Source organism: Altericroceibacterium xinjiangense, from assembly GCF_003958635.1.
GTDB lineage: Bacteria > Pseudomonadota > Alphaproteobacteria > Sphingomonadales > Sphingomonadaceae > Altericroceibacterium_A > Altericroceibacterium_A xinjiangense.
Map to the genome: position 1 here is coordinate 1 of NZ_RSEK01000045.1, position 4,463 is coordinate 4,463.

Genomic DNA, 4,463 nt, shown 5'->3' on the forward strand with positions numbered 1-4,463 from the left:
CGCCATCGCCGCTCCTCCGCGGGCGGCTATCGGCCCCGATAACTAACCGGACAAGGCGACCTCTAGGCCACGCTTACGTAGATCGTCTTGTGCGGTCCATACTCGCGCGGGGCATCGTGCCAGCGCAGGCCGTTACGGATCACGAAGATGATGCCCGAGATCACGCGCCGATCGTCCACCCTCGGAACCCCGTGCGACAACGGAAATACGGCTCAACCCGGCGCATCTGCGCTTCCGACAACCAGATCAGATCACTCATGACAGCGCCTCCTTGCCCCGCCAGGTGAGTCAGATCCGCGCCGCTTTGGGAATCTCTTTAATGGGTTCCGAGCCTAGATCGTGAGTAATTCCAAAACTTCTGACGACGTAAACCCGAAAAAAGCTTAGAGAGCTCGCGCTAATTGGGGGAGCTTCAGTGCATAAGACCGTCCGAACCTTTGCCGCGGCGTTGTTCCGCACCAAGAGCCTAGTTGTTGCGTGCTTGAAGCGCGTAGGGCTCAGAAGGGCGGCGCTTCCATGGTTGGGCGTTGTCTCTGACACGATGCGTATTGTGGCTCGGCGATTATATTGCGGTGGGGATGGATGGGCTGAGGCGATTCCCACCTCGGCCTACTTTGACGATCAAGATCCGGAACTCGCACGAAGCTTTGCAGATGAGGCGATGTCGGATACGGAACGGTACAAAGGTCTGTTCGACTACTTTCTTGCCGGCTTCCTCGAGTTTTCTGCACCGTCAGGCGAGCGCGTTTCCTATCCGGGTTTCAAGGGCAACAAGGGCCGGTCGGTCGAGGGACTGGAAGGTTTCGCCCGCACTGTACCTCTATTTTGCGCGTGGCTAGCGTCCGGGCGTCCCGCCGTCATTTCAGATCCACGCCATCCAGATATCGAAGTAGATCTACGGGATGTCGTCCGCAGAGGCATATTGACCGGCACCGATCCAGCCTCCGCTGCTTACTGGGGCGACATCGTCGATTATGATCAGCGCATTGTGGAGGCGGCGGACGTCGCTCTCATTCTGTGGCTCTCACGTGATCACGTCTGGTCGAACTTCTCGCCATCACAGCGCCACCAGGTAAGTAGCTGGCTGCAACAGGCCGCAAAGCGCAACGTTCATGCGAACAACTGGCTGCTTTTCAGGGTGCAGATAATCGAGACACTTCGATCACTCGGAATGCCGGCGGACGAAGGCCTCAGCGCAGAAACCTACGAGCAGTTCAAGAGCCTCTATTTGGAGTCTGGCTGGTTCAGCGATCCGCCAAAGGGTGTTGATTATTACAACCCATGGGCAATCAGCTACGCTCTGTTCTGGATTGATCAGGTCAACCCTGCCTTTGATCGGATGTTCATTCGGGAGGCGCTGCGCCAATCAGGCTCGCTGGTGCTTCACCTCGTTGGACCCAATGGCGTTCCAATTATGGGCCGAAGTCAGTGCTATCGGATGGCGATACCTGCCCCCGTGGTCATGCAGCCGGCGCTGGCGAATGTGCATATTCACCCTGGACAAGCCCGCCGGGCGCTTGATGTCGTTTGGAAGCACTTCATCGCACGACGAGGATTGGCGCAGGGTCGCGCAGAACAGGGTTACTACCAGGCCGACCCACGCTTCCTAGACCATTATTCCGGGCCGGGCAGCTGCCAATGGTCGCTGCGATCCCTCGTGCCAGCCTTCCTATATCCCGAGCATAGCGCCTTTTGGCAGGCGCCGCAGCAGGCACTACCAATTGAACTAGCGGATTATCGGATCTCACTCCCCAAGCTCGGTTGGATTGTTGAGGGCCATCGAGCGTCTGGCGAGATCGTGATCCGTATTCCCGCAAACGGCCAGCAACAGAACATTGTCGAAGGACATAGTGCCGCTCGGCGCTTTGCGGAGCGCTTGTTAGCTACGCCATTCCGCCCGTTTAACGACAAGGCTAAATACAAAAACGGGGTTTATTCGTCGACCACGGAGGGATTGCATTCGCCATAGCATTACTTTGGCAGAATAGCGGTCTCGGGATTCCCAAGATATGAGCTGCGGGGTAGCTCCTGAGCGCGCCAGCCCATTAGCTGCTTATAGCTCCTGGGTCATCAACGACTCGAAGCTGTGCCGGTGAACTGGAGCGAAAGGCGCTGCGTCGCGCAGTACCAGTTGAGATAGCAGCAATAGGCCACCACTAGGGCGCGGCGCCGTGCGTTCACGCCCTTCAGCTTCGTGGCGCGGCGGATGCGCGAGCGCGGCGGAAGCAAGTGGCGCGCGGCGAAACGCATGGTCTCAGCCCATCCAGGCCAGCGGTCGCGCGCCCCGCCAACGGTGCGGCGCAGCTTGCGGAGAATCTCGTCATGTGACCGCGCTGGGTGATCCACCACAGCGTCGGGCGCATAAACTAGGCGATAGCCGGCCGCAGCGGTGCGTTGCCCCCACTCAGTGTCCCCCCCGGAGCGTAGTTGGCCGTTGAACGACCCCACGCGATCCATCACTGAGCGCTTGGTGAACATGTTGGCAGTGGCGGCGTACAGCCCTTCGCGAATGTACGTTTCCTGAGGGAAGGCGGTCGCCATTTCATATAGCTCAGCAACGTTGGGCGCACCGCCTGACATAGGCTTGATCTGCACGCTTCCGCCAACGAGGCCAATATCATCGCTCGCCGTAACCGCCTTTACGCCAGCGGCGAGCCAGTCGCGATGCGGGATGCAGTCCGAATCGGTGAAGGCGAGCACAGTGCCACTTGCTTCCGCCAGCGCACGGTTGCGCGCATTGTAGGAGCCGGGCTGCGCTTCCTGTAGCAGCCTCGCTCGCCCAGTTACGACCGGAAGGGTCGTCGAGCCGTTGTCGACTACCAGTATTTCGTAGTCGCCAGTGTAGCTCTGCTCTTCTAACGCCTCCAAACAGCTTGCGAGCCGCTCGCTGTCGTTGAAGGTCGGAATGATGACGGAAACGAAGGGCAGGCTCATACGGCACCTTCCAGTAAGGCAAACACTTCGTCCCACCTGGTGGCGACCTGTGTTCTGAGTTCGTTAACGCGCTTAGCTAACATCGCGGATGCGTGCCGGGCTCGACCTTTACCAGCGCCTCCAGACAGCCGAAGTCAGCTAACAGTTCGGCATACCTATTATGACAAGCTAAATGAGATGGTCTGTTCGAAGTTCTTGGCGAAACGATGGTTTCGGTTCAGTCATACCAAGGTGCATTCCACGATCCAGCTACGCGGCAGGAGTTCGAAGCCTTTTACGCTCTGGCTAGCGATTGCGCCAGCCCGCACGCAAAGCCTCGCGGCCATGCACCTAACATAAGGCAATCAGCATTGCATGATTGATCGTCTGCCACAGACCGCTGTCGCGCCACAGGTAGAACCATCGCGCACCGTCGAGACCAGCGGAAAGGCATGCGCTAGGGCAACCCACCGCGCAGCAAACACAAGATCGCCTTGACGATCCTCCGCATCGGCCACTTGCGCGGTCCTCCAACGAGCGATGGCGGGGGAAAGAATGGCTCCAGCAGCGCCCATTCGCATCGGTCAAACCCATTGGCAAAGCCAAGTCCTGTTCGCGCATAAAGGGCGCGAGCGGCATCGGCCCACATCGTTGATCTTTCGGGAGTTTCGCAAAACCCCTAAATCAACGACAGGCTCAGCCGTAACGCTAACCCGCTGATAAACATGGATGTATTTCCCAATCAGGCTCTGAGGTTAAGCTTTGTCCACGAAGCCAGATCAGCACGGGCTCTCGGATGACCCGCTGTTAATCTTGTGCACTGCGACATGTCACTGTAGGCCACTGTTCGAACGATCCATTGATCGTGCCTGGCAACCCGATGAGGCTCTACTGATGACCGATACTTTCCCGTTCCGCACGGTACTGATCACCGGGGGCGCCGGTTTTATCGGCTCACGAGCAGTTCCTCTCTTGCGGGAAAAAGGTGTGAACGTGATTGTTGTCGACAACGGCTATGTCGGCCTGCCACTCCCGCAACCTGCGGACGGGATTGTCCCCGTGGAGGTAGACATCCGCAATCAGCAAGAAATTACAGATGTCTTGATGGAACACCGTCCTGATGCGATTCTGCACTTAGCGGCCGTTCATCATATACCGACTTGCGAGCGCGAACCTCATCTCGCGTTCGACGTAAACGTACTCGGGACGCAAGCGCTCCTTGATGCCGCCGCCGCTGCGGGAGTGAAGAACATTGTCTTTGCATCGTCGGGCGCCGTCTACCGGTGGGACGACGGACCACTGAGCGAGGATACCACGCTCACAGGCGCTACGGACGTGTACTCAATTACCAAACTGGCAAATGAGTATCAGCTGGCAGGTTGGGCGGGCCGCACAGGCTCTCGGGTTCACATGGCGCGCCTTTTTAACACGATTGGCACGAACGATCCTAACGGGCATCTCATCCCTGACATTCTAGGCCGTGTTGACAAAAGGGATTCTCAATCCCGCCTCGTTCTGATTCAAGACTGCTTTTCAAGGAGCGGTCATGG

General features: G+C 58.2%; 3 protein-coding genes and 2 pseudogenes. 2 read left to right on the forward strand and 3 right to left on the reverse strand.

Going from position 1 to position 4,463, the window contains the following annotated elements:
• Positions 1 to 77 precede the first annotated feature (77 nt).
• Positions 78 to 259 (reverse strand): annotated as a pseudogene (locus tag ELY13_RS14635) (transposase); the annotation flags it as partial.
• Positions 260 to 415: 156 nt separating this feature from the next.
• Between ELY13_RS14635 and ELY13_RS14640 the strand changes: the two are divergent.
• On the forward strand, positions 416 to 1,969 hold the full coding sequence (locus tag ELY13_RS14640) for a DUF2264 domain-containing protein (protein WP_126174622.1): 1,554 nt from the start codon (positions 416 to 418) through the stop codon (positions 1,967 to 1,969).
• A gap of 101 nt (positions 1,970 to 2,070) precedes the next feature.
• Here ELY13_RS14640 and ELY13_RS14645 read toward each other — a convergent pair whose 3' ends face one another.
• Positions 2,071 to 2,934 carry a glycosyltransferase family 2 protein gene (locus ELY13_RS14645; RefSeq protein ID WP_126174623.1) on the reverse strand — a complete coding sequence of 288 codons (864 nt, stop codon included), beginning with the start codon at positions 2,932 to 2,934 and terminating at the stop codon, positions 2,071 to 2,073.
• A gap of 263 nt (positions 2,935 to 3,197) precedes the next feature.
• A pseudogene (locus tag ELY13_RS15490) lies at positions 3,198 to 3,562 on the reverse strand (transposase); the annotation flags it as partial.
• Between the two features lie 245 nt (positions 3,563 to 3,807).
• Between ELY13_RS15490 and ELY13_RS14655 the strand changes: the two are divergent.
• Positions 3,808 to 4,463, forward strand: a 656-nt coding sequence (locus ELY13_RS14655) for an NAD-dependent epimerase/dehydratase family protein (RefSeq protein ID WP_164549848.1), incomplete at its 3' end; no start/stop codon positions are given.